Genomic DNA, 19,425 nt, shown 5'->3' with positions numbered 1-19,425 from the left:
ATGCGCCTGGTGGCAAGGCGCATCCGCGTCTGACCTCTGCGCACGCCGCGCCGGTGGTCCGGCGGTCTCGTCGTAGCTCGGGTCCTGTTCCGGTTTAGGCGGCTTCCTGGAAAGCCGCGGGTGATTGCGCCGCGATTCCCGCCGCCGCGCCCCTGGGGGCGTCTGGCTGCAGGTATGCCGCCCTGGGCCGGGCGGTTCGTCAATGCGCTGCACCTGATGATTATGCGCGATTTGGAGAAATCCGCCAGAGAATTTCTTGAGTTTGCATCATGTAACTTCAGCGCGTCCCTGTTTTTGAAAGCAGAATGACAGATAGCAGCACCAGCATGGGGCGCGCAAGGACAAAAGCACGCGTTTGCGCGCGCATGCCTCCCTGCCTTGCCGGTACACTTTCGCGCATGGCCAAATCCCGAACCGTATACGTGTGCTCCGATTGCGGCGGCACCACCCCGAAGTGGCAGGGCAAATGCCCGCATTGCAACGCCTGGAACACGCTGGAAGAAACCGTGGAGTCGTCGGCGCCGGCCGCTGCCTCCCACCGTTATGCGCCGCTGGCGGCCGCCAGCCCGGTGCGCAGCCTGTCTGAAATCGAAGCCCGCGAAACCCCGCGCCAGCCTACCGGGCTGGAAGAGTTCGACCGCGTGCTGGGCGGCGGCCTGGTGGCCGGCGCCGTGGTGCTGATCGGCGGCGACCCCGGCATAGGCAAGTCCACCTTGCTGCTGCAGGCGCTGGCTTCGCTGTCCGAAGTCACCAACGTGCTGTACGTGACGGGCGAGGAATCCGCCGAACAGGTCGCCCTGCGCGCGCGCCGCCTGGGCCTGCAGACGGGCAACGTCAATCTGCTGGCCGAGATCCGGCTGGAGTCGATCCAGGCGGCGGTGTCGGAGCAGAAGCCCACCGTGGCGGTGATCGACTCGATCCAGACCCTGTACAGCGGCGAACTGACCGCGGCGCCGGGGTCGGTGTCGCAGGTGCGCGAATGCGCGGCCCAGCTCACGCGCCTGGCCAAGCAGACGGGCATCGCCATCGTCATGATCGGCCACGTCACCAAGGACGGCGCGCTGGCCGGGCCGCGGGTGCTGGAGCACATCGTGGACACCGTGCTGTATTTCGAGGGCGACACGCACTCCTCGTTCCGCCTGGTGCGCGCCTTCAAGAACCGTTTCGGCGCGGTCAATGAACTGGGCGTCTTCGCCATGACGGACCGCGGGCTGCGCGGCGTGGCCAATCCCTCCGCGCTGTTCCTGTCGCAGCATGAACAGCAGGTCGCGGGATCCTGCGTGATGGCCACGCAGGAAGGCACGCGTCCGCTATTGGTGGAGATCCAGGCGCTGGTGGATAGTTCGCATGCGCCCAACCCGCGCCGGCTCACAGTCGGCCTGGAAGGCAACCGCCTGGCGATGCTGTTGGCGGTGCTGCACCGGCATGCCGGCGTTTCCACCTTTGACCAGGACGTGTTCGTCAACGCGGTGGGCGGCGTGCGCATCACGGAACCCGCGGCCGACCTGCCGGTGCTGCTGGCCATCATGTCCTCGCTGCGCGACAAGCCGCTGCCGCGCGGCCTGATCGCTTTCGGCGAAGTCGGCCTGGCGGGCGAGATCCGGCCCGCGCCGCGCGGACAGGAACGCTTGCGCGAAGCGGCCAAGCTGGGCTTTTCGATTGCGCTGATCCCCAAGGCCAACGCGCCGCGCCAGCCCATCGAAGGGCTGGAGATCTGGGCGGTGGACCGGCTGGACGCCGCGCTGGACAAGTTGCGCTGACGCCCACAGCGGCGGTCGGCGGCGGTTTCATATCGGTATTCTGATTGCCCGGCCTGCAACCGGCCGGGCCTGCTGGAGCAAGAAGTGAGTCTGTTAGTTATCGCCGCGTGCCTGGCCGCGGGCGGCCTGATCGGTTTCATGGGCGGCGTGCTGGGCATCGGGGGCGGCCTGATCGCGATTCCCGCGCTGGTGCTGTTGATGGGCATGTCGCAGCAGTTGGCGCAGGGCACGGCGCTCATCATGGTCCTGCCCACCATCATGATGGCGGTGCGCAAGTACAACCAGCAGACCCGCATCGACAAGCGCGTGGCGCTGGCGGGCGCGGCCGGGGCCGTGGTGTTCACCTGGGTCGGCGCGCAGCTGGCGCTAGGCATAGATTCCGGCATCCTGCGCCGCAGCTTCGCCGTTTTCCTTTGCTTCATTGCGCTGTTCTACGTGTGGCAGACCTGGCGCGCATCGCGTCCCGCTGCGGCGCGCAAGCCGGCGGCCAAGGGTGCGCCGCCCGTCTTCACGCCGCGCCGCGCCAGCGTGCTGGGCATCCTGTGCGGCACGCTGGGCGGCTTCTTCGGCGTGGGCGGCGCGGTGCTGGCCGTGCCCATCATCACGTCCGTGTTCAGGTTGCCGCAGACCACCGCGCAGGCGCTGGCGCTGAGCATGGTGATTCCGGGCTCTTTCATCGCGTTGATCACCTACTCCTGGGCGGGACAGGCGGATTGGCTGGTTGGCGCGCCGCTGGCGATAGGCAGCCTGCTGTTCGTGCCGGTGGGCGTGAAGCTCGCGTACCGTCTGCCTGAACGCAAGCTGAGAGCCTGCTTCGCATTGATGCTGTTCGCCACCGTGGCCTTGCTGGCATTCGAGAGCTGAACCGCCCGCACAATATTTCGAAGCGTTAGCGACCGAAATTTTCTGGTTCCGCGCTGAACCTTCTGGATGGGCCCGGTTCAAACGGGAACGGGTAAAGCGGCGATGTTGCCGCCCCGTGTCGAATAAAGGACCTCGGTCCTTTTACATTCAGGAGTTCATGAAATGACGACTCACTCCCGTATTGCTGCGTTCCTATCCACCTCGGCCTTGTGCCTCGGTCTTGCTGCCGCGCCTTCGGCGTTTGCGGCGGGCGCCGATGCCACGTCCAAGACGGGTGAAACCAAGACCCAGGCGCAGCACAAGCACCACAAATCCGACAAGACCTCCGCCAAGCCGGCGGCGGCCAAATCGGGCGGGGCCGCGAAGACGGATCATTCCGGCGCTGCGGCACCAGCGAAGTAAGCACTGAGGGCCTTGCGGCCTGGTAGTTCCTTTGCGCAAACGACTTCCGATTCCCGCGGGGGCCGGAAAGTCGAAAGCCTCTCGGTATGGGCGCCGAGAGGCTTTTTCATGGGCGCGCCGCGGCCAGGGCCGCAGCGCAGAGCGGGCTTATTCCGCCGGGGTGATTACACGGCCGGTCTCGAAGAACGCCTGCAGGTTTTCCAGCATCAGGTTCTCCATGGCCAAGCGGGTTTCCAGCGTGGCGCTGCCGATGTGCGGCAGCAGCACCGCGCGATCGGTCTTGAGCAGCGCTTCGGGTACCTTGGGCTCGTGTTCGAACACGTCGAGCGCGGCGCAGCCCAGCTTGCCGGCTTCCAGCGCGGCGACCAGCGCGGTCTCGTCGATGACGGGGCCGCGCGCGATGTTGACGATGATGCCCGTGGGGCCCAGCGCTTCCAGCACTTCGCGGTTGACCAGATGGCGCGTGCTGGGTCCGCCGACGGTGGCCACGATGAGGAAGTCCGCCCACTTGGCCAGGTCGGTGAGCGAGGCCTCGTAGCCGTATTCCACGTCATCGCGCTTGCGGCGGTTGTGATAGCGCACATCCATGTCGAAGCCCATGCCGCGGCGGGCGATGGCTTCGCCGATGCGGCCCAGGCCGACGATGCCCAGTTTCTTGCCGCTGACGCGCTGGCCCAGCGGAATGCCGCCGTGCACCTGGCCCCACTGGCCTGCGCGCACGAAGCGCTCGCCCTGGCCCATGTGGCGCGCGCCGGCGATCAATAGGCCCCATGCCAGATCGGCGACGCAATCGGTCAGCACGTCAGGCGTGTTGCTGACCTGCACGCCGCGCTGCTTGGCGGCCTGCACGTCGATGGTCTCGTAGCCCACGCCCCAGCTGCAGATGGCCTTCAGGTCGGGCAGGGCGTTGATGAGTTCGGCGTTGGCGCCATAGGTGGCGGAGGTGACGACGGCGGTGACGCCCTTGCCATGCTCGGCCAGCGCCGCCTTGCGGTCCGGGTACTTCCATAGTTCGACGACGTCGTAGCGGTCGGCGAGCGTCTTGTTGGCGTAGGGGGAACCGGCCAGCGAGCCGACCTGGATGATGCGATGCTTGGTGGTCATGTTGTCGTACAGGTGGGTGGCAAAACGTTGATGCTACTTGATCCGGCCTTGATGCAGGCTGACAGGATGCCCGACGGGGGCATCCCGCGTCCTGATCGCGGCCTTACTCGAGCTGGATGTTGGCTTTCTGGATGACGTCCTTCCAGCGCTTGACCTCGGCCTGCTGGAACGCCGTGAACTGCTGCGGCGTGTTGGCCACGACCTCGAAGCCCAGGCCCTGCAGGGTCTTTTCGGTCTGGGGATCGCGCAGCGCGGTCTGCAAGGCCTTGGACAATTGCTGGACGACGGGCGCGGGCGTGCCCTTGGGCACGGCAAAGCCTTGCCAGGAGTACACCACCATGTCCTTGATGCCGGCTTCGGCCAGCGTGGGGACGTCCGGCAGGTCGGCGGCGCGCGCGTCGCCGGTGATGGCCAGCGCCTTGAGCTTGCCGGCCTTGATGTGGGTCTGGACCGCGCCCAGGTTCTGGAACGATACGTTGACCTGCCCGCCGATCAGGTCGGCGATGGCCGCGCCGCCGCCGCGGTAGGGCACGTCCACGCCCGTGCTCTGGGTGCGCTGGCGGAACAGCACGGCGGACAGATGGTCCGAAGAACCCGTGCCCGACGAGGCATAGGACACCTTGCCCGGATTTTTCTTCGCGTACTCGATCAGCTCGGCGACGGTGCTGGCCGGAAACGCGGGCGCGGCCACCAGCACGTTGGGATTGCGCACGGCCTGCGTCAGGTACTCGAAGTCCTTGCTGGGGTTGTATGACAGGTTCTTGTAGAGCGCCTCGTTGATGGCGAAGGTGCCGATGGAGCCGACCATCATGGTGTAGCCGTCGGGCGTGGAGCGGGCCAGCGCCTGCGCGCCGATGGCGCTGTTGGCGCCCGGCTTGTTTTCGACCACGAAGGTCTGCCCCAGGATTTTCGTCAGCCCCGGCGTGACCGAGCGCGCGGTGATGTCGGAGGAGCCGCCCGGCACGAAGGGCACGATCATCGTCACGGGTTTGTCGGGATAGCCGGCAGCCTGCGCCGCGGGCATCCCGGGCAGCACGGCGCCTGCGGCGACGGCGGCTGCGACGGCCGCGGCGCTCATCAGTTTGTTCATGGTGTCTCCTGGTTCGCGTGCTGATGAAGAGCCCGCCGCCCACGCGTTGCGGACGGGCCCGGATCGGCTTGAGGTCAGTCGACCTTGGCGCCGGATTTCTTCACGACCTCCGCCCACTTGACGGATTCCTGCGCCATGAACTGTTTGAACTGGGCCGGGGTGTTGCCGGATGGGGTGGCGCCCTGCGCCTGCAGCTGCGCGCGCACGGATTCCAGCTTGAGAGCGGCGGCCACGTCGCGCTGGATCTTGTCGACCACAGCCTGCGGCGTGCCGGCCGGCGCCAGCAGGCCGAACCAGCTGGACGCCTCATAGCCTTGCACGCCGGCTTCCGCCATGGTGGGGACGTCGGGCAGGGCGGGCGAGCGCTGGGCAGTCGTGACGGCCAGCGGGCGCAGCTTGGCGCTCTTGAGGAACCCCATGGAGGACGGCAGGTTGTCGAAGATCAGGTCGGCGGAACCGGCCATCACGTCGGTCAGCGCGGGGCTGCTGCCCTTGTAGGGCACGTGGGTCATGCGCGTGCCCGTCATGTTCTGGAACAGCTCTCCCGACAGATGGGTGGAAGTGCCGTTGCCGGTGGACGCCATGTTGACGCTGCCCGGGTTGGCCTTGAGGTACTTGATCAGGTCGGCCACCGTGCGGATGCCGTGCTTGTCGGCAAACGCGGGGTTGAGCTCCAGGATGTTGGGCACGGGGATCACCAGCGTCACCGGCACAAAGTCCTTGACCGGGTCATAGGGCAGCTTGGCATAGACCGACTGGTTGATCGCGTGCGTGCTGACCGTGCCCATCAGCAGCGTGTAGCCGTCCGGCGCGGCCCGCGCGGCCTCGGCCGTGCCGACGTTGCCGCCCGCGCCTGCCTTGTTGTCCACCACCACGGCCTTGTTCCAGGTCTTGCCGAGTTCGGCGGCGACGATGCGGGCCGCGATGTCGGTGGTGCCGCCGGCCGGGAAGGGCACGATGATCTTGACGTCCCGTTCGGGGTAGTCTGCCCGCGCCGGCGCGGCCGGCGACAGGAAGGCGGCCGCCGCCAGGGCGGCGGTGCAAAGAACGGCCAAGGCGGACCGGCCTCGCGCAGGGGCTGCATGCATGGAATTCGTCTCCTCGGTGTGCGCGTGGCCGCGCATCGTTTCTGGGGGTATTCCGCCCCTGGCATGGCCCGAGGCTTTGAAGCCGCATGGCGCCCCGCGGCGCCCTGCGTTTTGCTGCCTGACTACTTGTAAAACAAATATATGTATTGAGCTTGTGCTTGTCAACCAAGTATACTTTTTCGAACCCACACACCCGATAGCAGGATCAGCCAGGAGCCCCGCCCATGAAAACCTCCCCGGTCACCGCGCAGGACTTGCAGCGTTCGGTCATCGCCGTGCCGCCGCTGGCGCGCCACGACGATCTTTCCCTGAACGAGGCGGCCAACAAGGCCCTGCTCGGCCATCTGGAAGCGGGCGGCGTGCGCAACGTGATGTATGGCGGCAACGCCAACTTCTACAACGTGGGCGTGGGCGAATACGCGCGCATCGTCGATATGCTGGCCGGGCTGGCAGGCGCGGATACGTGGATCCTGCCTTCCGTGGGGCCCGACTACGGCAAGATGATGGACCAGGCGGCGATCCTGCGTACGCGCGCGTTTCCCACGGCCATGCTGCTGCCCATGTCCTTTCCCTATACGGATGCGGGCCTGGCAGAAGGCGTGCGCCGCTTCACGGACGCGCTGGGCAAGCCCGCGGTGATCTACATCAAGTCGTCCGGCTACCTGGCGCCGGAAAGCGCCGCGCGCCTGATCGAAGAGGGCCGCATCGTGGCGTTCAAGTACGCCGTCGTGCGCGACGATCCGTCGCAGGACGCCTATCTGTCGTCGCTGCTGCAGGCGGTGGATGCGCGCTGGATCGTCAGCGGCATCGGCGAACGCCCGGCCATCGTGCACTACCGCGATTTCGGCCTGAAGAGCTTCACCTCCGGCTCGGTCTGCGTGGCGCCGCGCGGCTCGATGCGCCTGTTGCATCTGCTGCGCGACGGCCGCTATGACGAAGCCGAGGCCGTGCGTCAGCAGTACCTGGGCCTGGAAGACTGCCGCGACGGCATCAGCCCAATCCGCGTGCTGCACGATGCCGTGACCCTGTCGGGCGTGGCGGACATGGGGCCGATGCTGCCCCTGCTGACCGGCATCTCCGCCGCCGAGCGCGAGCGCGTGGCGCCGGTGGCGCGCGCCCTGGCGGCCTGGGACCGGGAGGCGGCCGCCGCGTGAGCGCACTGGCGCCGCGCATTGACGGTACGATGAGCGCTGTCCCGCCATCGCGGGCAGCGCCATAGCATCGAGGAGGTTTCGTGGCCCGACCCAAAGCAACACCCGCGCCCGCGCCGCAGGCGCCCGCCGAACACGATGCCGCGGGCGCGCTGGTGCTCGAACGCGGGCACCGGGTGCGGCTGGCGGATCAGCTGTACGGCCAGATCTTCGAGCAGATCGTCTCCGGCGGGCTGAACGTGGGCGACAAGCTGCCATCCGAGAACGAAATCTCCGAACGCTTCGGCGTCTCGCGTCCGGTGGTGCGCGAAGCGCTGCTGCGCCTGCGCGCCGACGGCCTGATCACCGCGCACCAGGGGCTGGGCACCTTTGTCAGCCATGCGCCCGCGCCGCGCCTGAAGACCTTCAACGACGTGCAGAACGTCAGCGCCTACCTGCGCGCCCAGGAGGTCCGGGTGGCGCTGGAGGGCGACGCCGCGCGCCTGGCGGCGCTGCGCCGCACCGATGAGCAGCTCAGGAAGATCGCGGACGCGCACGCGGCCTTCGCCGACAGCCTGGCGCGCGGCCAGGTGTCGGCCGAGGCCGACCTGGCCTTCCATGCCAGCATCGCCGAAGCCAGCGGCAACGACTTCTATCTGGGCGTGCTGGAAAGCATCCACGAATCCATCAGCGGCTTCATGCGGCTCACCTTGAACCTGACCCGCACCGGCTCGCGCCAGCGTGCGCAGCGCGTGGTGGACGAGCATGCCGCGATCCTGGACGCCATTCGCGAACAGGACAGCGAGCGAGCCCGCGTCGCCATGCAGTTCCATCTGGGCCAGGCGCGGCACCGGCTGGTGGACCGCGAGCGCGATTGATCCCTTCCGTCTGCCCGCTGCGATCGAATCAAAACTACAGGAGACCAGAGTGCAAGGGAATATCGCGGTGCAAGCGCCGGTGGAGCAGGTCCGCGAGCAGATCCTGCAGGTGCTGATGGCCTGGGGCATGGCGCAGGACCTGGCGCACGTCACTGCGGGCCTGATGGCGCGCACCGACCTGCTGGGCATCGATTCGCACGGCATCTCCATGCTGCCGGCATACGAGGACAAGCTGCGCGCCGGCACCCTGCGGCTGGACGCCAGGCCGCGCATCCTGCGCGACGGCGGCGCCAGCGCGCTGATCGACGGCATGGGCGGCCTGGGCTATCCGGTGGCGGCGCAGGCCATGAACCTGGCGGTGGACAAGGCTTTGGAGCACGGCGTGGGCGCCGTGTCGGTCTGCAATTCGCATCACTTCGGCGCGGCCGGGGTCTATGCGCGCATCGCGGTCGAGCGCGGCGTGGTCGGACTGGTGACCAGCAGCGCCAACGGCGTCATCATGGTGCCCACGCGCGGCGCCATGCCCATGCTGGGCACCAACCCCATCGCCTTCGGCGCGCCGGCGGCCTACAACGAACCCTTTCTGCTGGACATGGCGACCACCACCGTCGCCGCCAACAAGGTCAAGGTCTACGACTTCCTTGACCAGCCGCTGCCGCCGGGCTGGGCGGTGGACGGGCAGGGCGGCGCGGTCACCGATGCGGCGGCCGCCATGCAATTCATCTTCAAGCATCCCGAGGGCGGCCTGACGCCGCTGGGCGGCACTGCCGCCATGAGCAGCCACAAGGGCTACGGCCTGGCGATGATGGCGCAGATCCTGGGCGGCACGCTCAGCGGCAGCGCCTTCGCCGCGCGCCGCGCCCCGACCCGCCGTCCCGGCGAACCCGACGACGTGGGCCATTTCTTCCTGGCCCTGAACCCCGACGCCTTTCGCGCGGCGGGCTCGTTCGAGTCCGACATGGACGACATGATCGACGCCATGCACGATACGCCGCCCGCCCATCCCGACGAGCCGGTGCTGGTGGCGGGCGAGCCCGAGGCCGCCGAGCGCGCGCGCCGGCTGCGCGAGGGCATCCCCATCCCTGTCGCGCTGGCCGAACGCCTGCGCGCCATCTGCGAGCGCGCCGGCACGCCCTATCTGCTGGACGCGGCGTGATCCCGTTTTCCCTATAAACCCTTGCCCAAGAGCACAGGAACAGAGACATGAGCAATTCAACCAAGCGCAAGAAACCCGAAGAACTGCGCAGCCACCGCTGGTACGGCGTGCGCGACCTGCGCTCGTTCGGCCACCGTTCGCGCACCGCGCAGATGGGCTATCACCGCTCGGACTACGCCGGCAAGCCGGTGATCGCTATCATCAATACCTGGAGCGACATCAACCCCTGTCACAGCCATTTCAAGCAGCGCGTGGAAGAGGTCAAGCGCGGCATCTGGCAGGCGGGCGGCTTCCCGGTGGAAATGCCCGCCATGAGCCTGTCGGAACCCTTCCAGAAGCCGACCACCATGCTCTACCGCAACCTGCTGGCGATGGAGACCGAAGAGCTGCTGCGCTCCTACCCCGCGGACGGCTGCGTGTTGATGGGCGGCTGCGACAAGACCACGCCCGCGCTGCTGATGGGCGCGGTGTCCATGGACCTGCCCACCATCTTCATGCCGGCCGGCCCCATGCTGCGCGGCAACTGGAACGGCAACACCCTGGGCTCGGGCTCGGACACCTGGAAGTACTGGGCCGAGCTGCGCGCCGGCAACATCACCGAGGAAGACTGGCAAGGCGTGGAGGACGGCATCGCCCGCTCGCCCGGCCACTGCATGACCATGGGCACGGCGTCCACCATGACGGGCGCGGTCGAAGCGCTGGGCCTGTGCCTGTCGGGCGCCTCGTCGATCCCGGCGCCGGACTCGCGCCACGCGCAGATGGCCAGCCTGACCGGCAAGCGCATCGTGGAGATGGTGTGGGAAGACCTGAAGCCGTCGGACCTGCTGACCGCCGCGTCTTTCGACAACGCCGTGCGCACGGTGCTGGCGCTGTCCGGCTCGACCAATTCAGTGGTGCACCTGATCGCCATGGCGCGCCGCAGCGGCTTCGGGCTGGACCTGGACCGCTTCGATCACCTGGCGCGCACCACGCCGGTACTGGCCAATCTGCGGCCGGCCGGCAAGTACCTGATGGAAGACTTCTATTACGCGGGCGGCCTGCGCGCCATGCTGGTGCAGCTGGGCGACCTGCTGGACACGACCCAGCGCACCGTGGACGGCCGCACGCTGGGCGAGAACATCGCGGGCGCGCGCATCTTCAATGAAGACGTGATCCGGCCGCGCGCGCAGGCGCTGATCGAGCGCGACGGGCTGGCGGTGCTGCGCGGCAATCTGGCGCCCGACGGCGCGGTGATCAAGCCGCCCGCGATGGAGGCGCATCTGCAGGTGCACACGGGCCGGGCGGTGGTCTTCAAGGACTACAACGACATGGCCGCGCGCATCGACGACCCCGATCTGGACGTGGACGCCGACAGCGTCATCGTGCTGCAGAACGCGGGGCCGCAGGGCGCGCCCGGCATGCCGGAATGGGGCCAGTTGCCGATTCCGCAGAAGCTCCTGAAGCAGGGCGTGCGCGACATGGTGCGCATCTCGGACGCGCGCATGAGCGGCACCAGTTACGGCGCCTGTGTGCTGCACGTGGCGCCCGAAGCCTATGTGGGCGGCCCGCTGGCGCTGGTGCAGGACGGCGACCGCATCACGCTGGACGTGCCGGCGCGGCGCCTGGAGCTGCTGGTGTCCGACGAGGAGCTGGCCGCGCGCCGCGCCGCCTGGCAGGCGCCGCCGCCGCGTTTCGAGCGCGGCTACGGCGTGCTGTACCTCAAGCACATCGGCCAGGCCGACACGGGCTGCGATTTCGATTTTCTTCAGACTGAAACGCGCGCTCCGGCCGCGGGCGAGCCTGAAATCCACTGACCCGGACACCGGGCGCACATACTAAAAAACCCACAGAGGAGACAACCATGCAACAGAAGAAACCGGCGGCGCGCGCACGCTTGGCCATCCTGGCGGCCGCGGGGGCGCTGGCCGTGCTGCCAGGCATGCTGATGGCGCAGGGCGCGGACTGGCCCGCCAAGCAAATCAAGCTGGTGGTGCCGTTTCCGGCGGGCGGCAGCACCGATTCGGTGGGCCGCCTGCTGGCGGCCGAGCTGTCCAAGGAACTGGGCCAGACCGTGGTGGTGGAGAACAAGGGCGGCGCCAATGGCAATATCGGCTCCGACATGGTGGCCAAGGCCGAGCCTGACGGCTACACCCTGCTGCTGTCGGGCGTGGGCTCCAACGCCATCAGCTATGCGGTCTACCAGAACATGCCTTACCGCGACAGCGACTTCGCGCACATCTCGCTGCTGGCGACCGGGCCCAATGTGCTGGTCGCCAACAACGACTTTCCGGGCAAGACCTTCGCCGAGTTCATCAAGCTGGCGCGCGAGAACCCGGGCAAGTACACGCATGCGAGTTCGGGCAGCGGCTCGTCGGGCCATCTGGCCATGGAGATGCTGAAGCAGGACGCCAAGATCGATCTGGTGCACGTGCCTTACAAGGGCGGCGCTGCCGCCATCACCGACATGATCGGGGGCCGCGTGCAGGTCATGTTCCTGAATCAGGACACGCTGCTGCCGCAGGTCACTTCGGGCAAGCTGCGCGCATTGGCCGTGGCCAGCGCCAAGCGCAATCCCGCCTATCCCGATACGCCGACGGTGGCGGAATCGGGCTATCCGGGTTTTTCGGCCGAGTCCTGGTTTGGCTTGTCGGCGCCGGCGAAGACGCCGCCCGCCGTGATCCAGCGCCTGAACCAGGCGACGGTGAAGGCGCTGTCTTCGCCCGAGATCCGGCAGAAGCTGGAGAGCGTGGGGTTCGTGGTGGTGGCCGACGACCCGAAGTCGTTCTCGGCGTTCGTGGATAACGAGATCGCGAAGTGGGGCAAGGCGGCCAAGGCCTCGGGCGCAAAAATGGATTGAATGCGTGGATTGAATGCGCGGCCGGGCTTGCGGGCCCGGCCTGACCTGTTTTTTTGATGAAGTGAAGACGGCAATGAACTCACCCTTACCCAACCGTTTCCGGCAACGCATCCTGGCGCGCGAACGGCTCATCGGATTCTGGATGTGCATGTCCAGCCACATCACGGCCGAGCTCGTGGGGCTGGCCAATTTCGACTGGCTGCTGCTGGACGGCGAGCACTCGCCCAACGAGGTGCCGATGTTCCTGCAGCAGCTGCAGGCCCTGCAGGGCAGCGCCAGCGCTGCCGTGGGCCGGCCGTCGTGGAACGACCCGGTGGAGATCAAGCGGCTGCTGGATATCGGCTTCTACAACCTGTTGATTCCGTTCATCGAATCCGAAGAGGACGCGCGCCGGGCCGTGGCCGCCACGCGCTATCCGCCGCAGGGCATGCGCGGCGTGGCGGGCGCCCAGCGCAGCAACCGTTATGGCACGGTGCCGGACTACCTGCACACCATCAACGACAACATCTGCGTACTGCTGCAGATAGAAAGCCGCCCGGGCATCGATGCCGTGGACGAGATTGCCTCCGTGGAGGGCGTGGACGGCGTGTTCATCGGACCGTCCGACCTGGCCGCGGCGCTGGGCCATATCGGCAATCCCGGCCATCCCGAAGTCCAGGAGGCCATCCGCCATCTGTACCAGCGGGTGTCGGCCCAGGGCAAGGCCGTGGGCATCCTGGCGCCGGTGCATGCGGATGCGCGGCGCTACCTGGACATGGGCATGCACTTCGTGGCGGTGGGCACCGACCTGGGCGTGTTCAAGCAGGCGACCTTCGCCTTGCGCGAGGCGTTCCCGACCTGACGAGGCTCAGGCCTCTTCCAGCGCCAGCAGCTCGCCTATCGTCTGGCGGCGGCGGATCAGCCGCGCCGCGCCGTTGTCCAGCAGCACTTCCGGCGCCAGTGGGCGGCTGTTGTAGTTCGAGGACATCGACGAGCCATAGGCGCCCGCGTCGTGGAACACCAGGAAATCGCCGATGCGCGGCTGCGGCAGCAACTGGTCCGACACCACGCCGCCGGCGTCCTGGGTGAACACGTCGCCCGATTCGCACAGCGGGCCGGCCACGGCGATGCGGGTCTCGGCCGCGCCTTGCGGCCGGCTGCCGTCGGGCGCGTGCACCGAAATCTGGTGATAGCTGCCGTACATGGCCGGACGCATCAGGTCGTTGAAGCCGGCGTCGACCAGCACGAAATCGCGCTCCGGACGGCGGTTGATCGAATGCACCTCCGACACCAGCGCGCCGGCCTCGGCGACCAGGAAGCGGCCCGGCTCGATTTCCAGGCGGATCTCATGGCCCAGGCGCTCGGCGATGCGGCGGCGCGCCGCGTCCCATTGTTCAAAGTAGTGGTCGCAGTCGATGCGGGCATCGCCTTCGCGGTACGGGATGGACAGGCCGCCGCCCGCGGAAATGGCTTCGATGTCGTGGTCCAGCGAGGCGACCACGTCGACCATGGCGTCGCACACGCTGGACAGGTGGGCGTAGTCCACGCCCGAGCCGATATGCATGTGGATGCCGACCAGCTTCAGGCCGTGGCGGCGCACGATGGCCATGGCTGCGGCCACGTCGCCGATCCAGATGCCGTGCTTGCTCTGCGGGCCGCCGGTGTTGGTCTTGTTGCTATGGCCGTGGCCGAAGCCCGGGTTGATGCGCAGCCAGACGCGATGGCCGGGCGAGGCCTGGCCGACGCGGGCCAGCATGTCCAGGGAACCGGCGTTGACGGTGATGCCGTGCTTGAGCACGGCGGCCAGCGTGGCGTGGTCGATCAGGTCCGCGGTGAAGACGATGCCTTCCGGCTCCCCCTGGGGCTGGAAGCCGGCGGCCAGGCTGCGCTCGATCTCGCCCAGCGAGACGGCGTCCACCACGGCGCCCTCGGCGCGCATCAGGCGCAGGATGTGCAGGTTGGAGCAGGCCTTCTGCGCATAGCGGATGGTATCGAAGCGGCGTAGTTGCGCGATGCGTTCACGGATGACGGCGGCGTCGTACACCCAGAGCGGCGTGCCGTGCTCGGCGGCGAGTTGGGTGAGTTGGCGCGGATCGAAGGCCATGGCGGGCGAAACCTTGTTGGTGGAAGTGAAAACAAGGCGGCATGATGCCCGGCTTTGGTCATCCAGTAAAATGCTTAAATTTCCTTGATCGATTCATTTTTGATATGAGTAGGCGATGCTGACGCACCGGCAAATCGAAGTCTTCCGCGCGGTCATGATCGCCGGCAGCGTGACCAAGGCGGCCGAACTGCTGGGGTCGTCCCAGCCGACCGTCAGCCGCGAGCTGGCGCGCCTGGAGCAGGGCATAGGCTTCACGCTGTTCGACCGCGTGGCGGGGCGGCTGCGGCCCACCATGCCGGGCTTGGCGCTGTTCGACGAGGTCCGTCAGTCCTACGCGGGCCTGGAGCGGGTGGCCTCGGCTGCCGCCCGCCTGCGGGCCTACCAGGGCGGGCAGTTGTCGGTGATCGCGCTGCCGGTCTTTTCCCATTCCATCCTGCCGGATGCATTCCGGCGCTTCCACGAGCGCCATCCCGGGGTGAGCCTGATGCTGGAAACGCAGGAATCACCCTTCCTGGAGGAATGGCTGAGCGCCCAGCGCTACGACCTGGGCCTGACCGAACACGATGCGGCGCCGGCCGGCACGCGCGTGGAGCTGTTGCTGGAAGTGGACGAGGTCTGCGTGCTGCCCGATGCTCATGCGCTCCTGGGCAGGCAGCGCATAGAACTGGCGGATTTCGCAGGGCAGGCGTTCGTCAGCCTGTCTTCCAGCGATCCCTACCGCATCCAGATCGACGAGGCCTTTGCCGAAGCCGGCGTGCTGCGGCGGTCCATCGTCGAGACGACGACCGCCGTGTCCGTGTGCACCTTCGTGCGGCAGGGCTTGGGCCTGGCCATCGTGAATCCGCTGACCGCGCTGGACTTTGCCGGCCGGGGCCTGCATATCCGTCCCTTGGCGCGCTCGTTTCCGTTCCGGGTCAGCGTGGTGTTTCCTGAGCATCGGCCAGGCAATCCGCTGGTGGGCGGGCTGATGGCGTCATTGCGCGAGGCGGCAGCGGCAGCCCGGAGCCGCCTGGCGTCAGGCCTGGATCAGGAAATACCGCGCAGTCGTCGCTCTGCCGCCAACCGGTAGGCCAGCAGGCGCGCCTTCAGCAGCGGGTCGCCCACGAACTCGATGCCTGCAGGCAGGATGGATGGGTCGAACACCAGGGTGCGTTGCGCGTCCTGATCTGGCGCAAGGCGTTCCAGCATCAGGTATCCCAGGAGCATCGAGCCGCCGTGTTCGGGCCAGCCAGCGGACGGGTCGTTCGTCGCGCCTCCTTCCGGCGCCGGGGTGAACGCCAGTTCCAGCGCCACCGGGCCCGCCTCCATTGCGTGGCGCAAGGCCTCGTCCATGCAGTTCCGACCGTTCAGGGCCTTGTGAGCGCCATCGGCGTTCCTGCCCCGGATCGTCAGCCTGCCAGTTCGCGTCCCGCCATCCGCGGCGGTCAGGCGGTAGGAATGAAGCATGTGATAGCTGCGGGAGGCGTAGCCCGTGGGCAGGGTGTCTTGCTGCAGTTGGCCGAAGCGTTGCGCCCGCACATTGGCCGCCAGGTGGGCTTGCAGCGATTCAGGGGCCGCGTGCTGCGTGTTCAAGGCCTGTATGAATGCAAGAAACGTCTGCGGGTCTTGCGCGGGGAAGCCTTCGATCGAGTGGCCGACCAGCACCAACTGGGAATCCTGCCCGATACGCACGGCCAGGCCGCGCGGTTCGGCTTGCGGACTGTCCTGGCGGATCCGCGGGTCGGGGCCGGAGTCTGAGAACCGGACGAGGAGCGGCTGCTCCGCGTCGTTGAACATGGGCGAAGCGCAGAATTGCGCTGCCCGGGGCACGCCAAGGAATCTGCCTTCAACAAGCAGTCCGCGCGCGTGATTGACGCGGCAGCCTGGCGGGACCTCCGCGCCCGCATGGAGCGCGTCGATCAGCTTTGCGGCGGTGGAATCCGGCATGGTTGCCTCCTTTCTTCTAATGGATGTTCCGGTTCGTCGGCATTACCCGAGGCCGGATTTGAGTGCGATGTGCTTGTACTCGATGAAGTCTTCCAGCGCGGCCACGCCGTTCAGGCGTCCCAGTCCGGACTGTTTGAAGCCGCCTTCCTCGGTGCCGTCGTAGACCTTGGCCCAGTCGTTGATCCATACCGAACCCGCGTCGATGGCTTGCGCGACGCGCAGCGACCGCTCTACGTCGCGGGTCCAGACGCAGGCGGCCAGGCCGTACTCGCTGTCGTTGGCCAGGCGTATGGCTTCGGCCTCATTGGCAAAGCGCTGGATTGTTAGCACCGGGCCGAAGGTTTCTTGCTGGACGATGGCCAGGCTGTTGTCGGTCACTTCCAGCAGGGTGGGGCGGTAGAAGGCGCCGCTGGCCAGCGGGCCGCTGTTCACCGGCCCGCCGCGTTCGACCGCCGTGGCGCCCGCTGCCATCGCAAGGACGACCGCATGGTCGACGCGTTCGACGCTGGCGCGGTCGATCAGCGGACCCATATCGCTGTCCGGATCGGCAGCCGGGCCGACCTTGACCTGGCGCAGCCGGTTGGCGAGTCCGTCGCGGACCGCCGCGTAGATGCCGTCCTGAACCAGCAAGCGGGAGCCGGTCATGCAGAACTGGCCGCTGAAGACAGTCAATGCCTTTTCAAGCACGGGCAACGCCGCGTCCACGTCCGCGTCATCGAACAGGATCATGGGAGTCTTGCCGCCGAGTTCCATGCCGAAGCGCTTCAAGTGCCTGGCGCCGGCGCCGCTGATCGCGCGGCCGGTGCGGGTGGAGCCGGTGAAGCTGATGACGGGAACCTCGGGCGAGTCCACGAGATAGGCGGAGCCTTCGGGTCCGCTTTCGAAGAACAGATTGACCACGCCGTCCGGGAGGTCCTCCGCTTCGGACATGATTTCTGCCATGAAGCTGGCCGTCTGCGCCACTTGGCCGGGCAGCTTGACGACCGCCGTGCATCCCGCCGCCAGGGCCGGCGCCAGCGACCGTATCGTCAGCACCGCCGGCGAATTCCAGGGCGCGATCACGGCCGCCACGCCCATGGGTTGGCGCAGGACCATGGAGATGCTGCCAGGCCTGGGCGTCAGCGCCCGGCCGCTTTCGAGCAGGGCGGCGGCGGCCGCGTAGCGCAGCTTGCTTGGAATCATGTCGAGTTCGAAGCCGGCTTCGCCCTTGATCTTGCCGTTTTCGAGCGAGAGGATATCCAGCAGCCGGTCGCGGTTGCGCTCGAAGGCGCGCGCCAGTTGCTCCAGGACGCGGGCGCGCAGTTCGTGGTCATGCGCCCACGGCGTCGTGCGGAAGGCGCGCACGGCGGCCGCGACGGCCGAACTTGCCGCTTGCAGGCCATTGTCGGGGTAGTGGCCGATGATGTTGTAGGTGGCAGGGTCGATCGATTCCCTCAAGGCGCCTTCGGAGAGCTGGACGCCTCCGATCCAGTTGTAGGCCTTGCGGGACCAGGCGGTGTTTGCGGCATCGTTCATGGTCAGGTCTCCGTGTTCTTGATCCAGTTGCTGATGCGCTCGGCCAGCATGACTACGGTGGGATTGGTGGCGACCGAGGGAATGTCCGGGAAACAGGAAGCGTCCGCGACCCGCAGGCCGGCGATGCCGCGCACGCGCCCCTGATAGTCCGTTACCGCGGCGGGATCGCCGTCGCCGCCCATGGGGGCGGTCGAGGTCGGGTGGTGATAGATGTCCAGCGCCGCAGGGAGGGCGGCTTCCAGCGCGGCGCCGTCCGCAGCGGCCGGGCCGGGTATGAGTTCCTGGGCGATGATCTCGGACAGCGGACCCTGGCTCGCGATCCGGCGGATCAGTTGGATGCCTTCGACCATCAGTTCCCGATCGCGCGCGGTCCCGAGGATGTTGAGGTCGATGAGCGGCGCGGTACGGGGATCGCGGTCCCGCAGCTTGAGGGTGCCAGTGGAGCTGGGACGGGTCAGCGCCAGGGCCAGCATGAAGATCGCGCCGGTGGGCGAGTCGGCGGGATCGCCGTAGTGCACGGCGCTGACGTGCAGGTCGCCGTCGCCCGGGCCGGCTTCGGATGACTGGGTCCACAGAATGGCGCCGACCGGCGGGATGGGAAGCCCCAGCCGTTCGGGATGCGCGGCCCAGACGGTGTAGTAGAAGGGATGCTCCTGCAGCCGCAGGCCGACCGGCAGATCGGCGATAACGGGGATGTCCAGGGCCTTGAGGTCCGCCGCCGGCCCGATGCCGGAGCGAAGCAGGATGGCTGCCGATCCATACGTTCCGGCCGCGAGCACGACTTCGCCGGCTTCGATCCGCTCGCCATCGGCCAGGATCACGCCCCGCGCCCGGCCATCGCTGATATCGACGCGGTCAGCCAGCGTTTCACTGTAGATCGTCAGGTTGGGCCGGGCGCGCACCAGGTCCGACAGGTAGGTCATGCCCGTGTTCAGCCGTTGGCCCATGCGGTTGTTCATCGGGTAGGGGCCGACGCCGAAAGGCGAGTCGCCATTGAAATCCTGGACGCGGGGGTGACCCGCCATCTGGGCCGACACCACGAACGCGTGCTGCATGTCGGAGATCTCGTCGTCGTGCAGCTGGTGCACCGGTTCCGGGCCGGAGCGGCCGTGGCATTGGTCCGCGCCCGAGGCGGTCCATTCGCTGCCGCGGAAGAACGGCAGCGCGTCGGCGATGGACCAATGTGGCAGTCCTGCCCGGGTCCAGCGCTCGAAGTCGGCTGCGGGCGCCCGCATCCAGACGCCGGCATTCACGGCCGAGGAGCCGCCCAGCACCCTGCCCCGCGGAACCGGGAAGGATTTTCCGCCCCAGCCTGGCAGGGATGCATATCCCCAGTCGTGCCTGGCATCGCCGCCGATGATGTTCTGGGCGCGGACGGCGTCGGGGTAAGCGTGGGGCGGATAGGCGCGGCCGGCCTCGATCAGCAGCACTCGGCGGGTCGGATCTTCGCTCAGGCGGCTGGCCAGCACGGCTCCAGCCGAGCCGCCTCCCACCACGATGATGTCGAAGGCAGCATGCTCGAAGTCTGAATTTTCCGACTCCAAAGGGTGGCGTAGTCCTGTATTCATTGTGGTCTCCCATAAGAATTCCGAG

At 67.6% G+C, this 19,425-nt stretch carries 17 protein-coding genes; 10 read left to right on the top strand and 7 right to left on the bottom strand.

Going from position 1 to position 19,425, the window contains the following annotated elements; translation table 11 throughout:
- Nucleotides 1–398: 398 nt before the first annotated feature.
- The 3 genes from radA to ACZ5YA_RS09290 all read left to right on the top strand — a co-directional run bounded on the left by radA (nt 399) and on the right by ACZ5YA_RS09290 (nt 3,026).
- Complete coding sequence (gene radA / locus ACZ5YA_RS09300; RefSeq protein ID WP_059379903.1) at nt 399–1,760, top strand: DNA repair protein RadA; 1,362 nt, start codon at nt 399–401, stop codon at nt 1,758–1,760.
- Between the two features lie 84 nt (nt 1,761–1,844).
- On the top strand, nt 1,845–2,624 hold the full coding sequence (locus ACZ5YA_RS09295; protein WP_464092401.1) for a sulfite exporter TauE/SafE family protein: 780 nt from the start codon (nt 1,845–1,847) through the stop codon (nt 2,622–2,624).
- 162 nt (nt 2,625–2,786) lie between these two features.
- On the top strand, nt 2,787–3,026 hold the full coding sequence (locus ACZ5YA_RS09290; protein ID WP_054452411.1) for a hypothetical protein: 240 nt from the start codon (nt 2,787–2,789) through the stop codon (nt 3,024–3,026).
- Between the two features lie 147 nt (nt 3,027–3,173).
- Here the strand turns inward: ACZ5YA_RS09290 and ACZ5YA_RS09285 are convergent, their stop codons facing one another.
- From ACZ5YA_RS09285 to ACZ5YA_RS09275, 3 genes are all read right to left on the bottom strand, one after another.
- Nucleotides 3,174–4,130 carry a 2-hydroxyacid dehydrogenase gene (locus ACZ5YA_RS09285; protein WP_059379901.1) on the bottom strand — a complete coding sequence of 319 codons (957 nt, stop codon included), beginning with the start codon at nt 4,128–4,130 and terminating at the stop codon, nt 3,174–3,176.
- A gap of 103 nt (nt 4,131–4,233) precedes the next feature.
- On the bottom strand, nt 4,234–5,220 hold the full coding sequence (locus ACZ5YA_RS09280) for a Bug family tripartite tricarboxylate transporter substrate binding protein (protein ID WP_059379900.1): 987 nt from the start codon (nt 5,218–5,220) through the stop codon (nt 4,234–4,236).
- A gap of 74 nt (nt 5,221–5,294) precedes the next feature.
- Nucleotides 5,295–6,308, bottom strand: coding sequence for a Bug family tripartite tricarboxylate transporter substrate binding protein (locus tag ACZ5YA_RS09275; RefSeq protein WP_059379979.1), 1,014 nt, complete (start codon nt 6,306–6,308; stop codon nt 5,295–5,297).
- 224 nt (nt 6,309–6,532) lie between these two features.
- Here ACZ5YA_RS09275 and ACZ5YA_RS09270 point away from each other — a divergent pair, with 224 nt between their 5' ends.
- The 6 genes from ACZ5YA_RS09270 (at nt 6,533) to garL (ending at nt 13,149) form a co-directional block, all read left to right on the top strand.
- Nucleotides 6,533–7,462: a dihydrodipicolinate synthase family protein gene (locus ACZ5YA_RS09270; RefSeq protein WP_306636803.1), complete on the top strand. Its 930-nt coding sequence runs from the start codon at nt 6,533–6,535 to the stop codon at nt 7,460–7,462.
- Nucleotides 7,463–7,542: 80 nt separating this feature from the next.
- Entirely contained in the window at nt 7,543–8,316 is a 774-nt protein-coding gene (locus tag ACZ5YA_RS09265) for a FadR/GntR family transcriptional regulator (protein WP_118932816.1), read from the top strand.
- A 115-nt stretch (nt 8,317–8,431) separates the two neighbouring features.
- Nucleotides 8,432–9,472, top strand: a complete 1,041-nt coding sequence (locus ACZ5YA_RS09260) for an Ldh family oxidoreductase (protein WP_251881929.1) — start codon at nt 8,432–8,434, stop codon at nt 9,470–9,472.
- 47 nt (nt 9,473–9,519) lie between these two features.
- Complete coding sequence (araD, locus tag ACZ5YA_RS09255; protein WP_118932818.1) at nt 9,520–11,265, top strand: L-arabinonate dehydratase; 1,746 nt, start codon at nt 9,520–9,522, stop codon at nt 11,263–11,265.
- A 47-nt stretch (nt 11,266–11,312) separates the two neighbouring features.
- Nucleotides 11,313–12,308 (top strand): Bug family tripartite tricarboxylate transporter substrate binding protein, encoded by a 996-nt coding sequence (locus tag ACZ5YA_RS09250; RefSeq protein WP_118932819.1) that lies wholly within the window; start codon nt 11,313–11,315, stop codon nt 12,306–12,308.
- A 73-nt stretch (nt 12,309–12,381) separates the two neighbouring features.
- Entirely contained in the window at nt 12,382–13,149 is a 768-nt protein-coding gene (gene garL / locus ACZ5YA_RS09245) for a 2-dehydro-3-deoxyglucarate aldolase (RefSeq protein ID WP_041655817.1), read from the top strand.
- Nucleotides 13,150–13,155: 6 nt separating this feature from the next.
- Here garL and lysA read toward each other — a convergent pair whose 3' ends face one another.
- Complete coding sequence (gene lysA / locus ACZ5YA_RS09240; RefSeq protein ID WP_059379896.1) at nt 13,156–14,391, bottom strand: diaminopimelate decarboxylase; 1,236 nt, start codon at nt 14,389–14,391, stop codon at nt 13,156–13,158.
- 115 nt (nt 14,392–14,506) lie between these two features.
- Here lysA and ACZ5YA_RS09235 point away from each other — a divergent pair, with 115 nt between their 5' ends.
- Nucleotides 14,507–15,460: a LysR family transcriptional regulator gene (locus ACZ5YA_RS09235; RefSeq protein ID WP_464092400.1), complete on the top strand. Its 954-nt coding sequence runs from the start codon at nt 14,507–14,509 to the stop codon at nt 15,458–15,460.
- Here ACZ5YA_RS09235 and ACZ5YA_RS09230 read toward each other — a convergent pair.
- Genes ACZ5YA_RS09230 through ACZ5YA_RS09220 form a run of 3 tightly spaced genes read right to left on the bottom strand, consistent with a single transcriptional unit; the run spans nt 15,418 to nt 19,400 of the window.
- Nucleotides 15,418–16,317, bottom strand: coding sequence for a catalase (locus tag ACZ5YA_RS09230; protein WP_464092399.1), 900 nt, complete (start codon nt 16,315–16,317; stop codon nt 15,418–15,420). The two genes, ACZ5YA_RS09235 and ACZ5YA_RS09230, sit on opposite strands and share 43 nt — an antisense overlap.
- Before the next feature lie 42 nt (nt 16,318–16,359).
- Nucleotides 16,360–17,832: an aldehyde dehydrogenase family protein gene (locus tag ACZ5YA_RS09225; RefSeq protein ID WP_464092398.1), complete on the bottom strand. Its 1,473-nt coding sequence runs from the start codon at nt 17,830–17,832 to the stop codon at nt 16,360–16,362.
- A 2-nt stretch (nt 17,833–17,834) separates the two neighbouring features.
- On the bottom strand, nt 17,835–19,400 hold the full coding sequence (locus ACZ5YA_RS09220; protein WP_464092397.1) for a GMC family oxidoreductase: 1,566 nt from the start codon (nt 19,398–19,400) through the stop codon (nt 17,835–17,837).
- Nucleotides 19,401–19,425 lie beyond the last annotated feature (25 nt).

This window comes from Achromobacter sp. JCM 18799, assembly GCF_055395645.1.
The sequence above is the reverse complement of the archived record's forward strand: the minus strand, read 5'-3'. Positions and strand labels throughout refer to the sequence as shown.